1 protein-coding gene is annotated in these 1,138 nt (G+C 42.2%); it reads right to left on the minus strand.

What is annotated here, in order from left to right; all coding sequences use genetic code 11:
* Positions 1-254 precede the first annotated feature (254 nt).
* Positions 255-854 (minus strand): DUF2238 domain-containing protein, encoded by a 600-nt coding sequence (locus BOW51_RS10975; protein WP_078477733.1) that lies wholly within the window; start codon positions 852-854, stop codon positions 255-257.
* Positions 855-1,138: the final 284 nt, after the last annotated feature.

The raw sequence follows: 1,138 nt of genomic DNA on the forward strand, positions 1-1,138 counted from the left end.
ATCTTGTTGGCAAGTGCTCGGATTTCTTTTTCGTTCATCGTGCTTATCTCCCGTAGGGGTTAATGATAAGCAGATACACAAACTAATTTACAGTCTCATGAAGAGTGTTGAGCAATACCTGCTTTACAACAAAAAGCCATAATCAGAAATCTGATCTCCTAAAGAAAGACAGCCACATGCCACCAATGTTACCTCGAATGCCGGGCAAGAAGGAATGACCGGTTGAAATCGCAGCTGATAACAGACGGTTGTATTTAATTCTGCTTAGTACGTGACTTGTCTCCCCATAAAATATGTAACAACAAGGCAAGCACTGAAGCGATAATCGCGTAAGCCATATCTTTTTGTACATCCCACATATCACCCTGAGTGATGGCTTCTGAACATATCTCTTCTGGTTGTTTGCAAAATACAACCATGGTTATCCATTCCAGGATTTCATACCAGGCGCCAATACCAGTAATGAATAAAAAAGCTAATAAGTAGCTTAATTTTCTAGAGATGCCTTGATGGTAGAAAATCTCAAAATATGGCACGAATACCATCAGGCCAAATAGGAAATGGACCAGATGATCGTAATAGTTTCGTTCCCAACCGAACCATTCAGAAATCAAGGTGAAATAACCCATTTCGTTATAGGTCATATGCGCACCAAACAGATGCAAAATGACATATATGGTAAGGCTCAGGAAAGTCAGGTTATTGAAGCTGTACTGCCTGTCAAGCCAGAGAACTACAGGAAATACAGCAGCGACGAGTATATTTTCTAATGCCCACGTACCTGGATCAACCGGATTGATGGCCAACACAATCCAGAATAGGAAAAAAATAACCACTAGGCTTTTTTTGAACATAGGATATCCGACTTCTGCGATTGATTACTCAATCACACAGATCATGCAAAAAACAAGCGCAAAGCGCGACATATTGCGTCATTAATCCTTTTCCAGAGTGCGACTATACTTACAATGAGCAAGCGTGTCTTTGATCTCGTGATGTAAAACGGGACATCCAAGTCGCCCTTTTACACTCGATCTTTGACAGCCTTTATTGCCCCGGACGCCCTGCGTCCGTTGCTTTGCTCGACAGCTCGTTGGCTTCCAAGCAAAACAACTCCCTCAAATAGCTGACGCCACTG

This window comes from Solemya elarraichensis gill symbiont, from assembly GCF_002021095.1.
In the GTDB taxonomy this organism is placed as follows: Bacteria; Pseudomonadota; Gammaproteobacteria; order Chromatiales; family Chromatiaceae.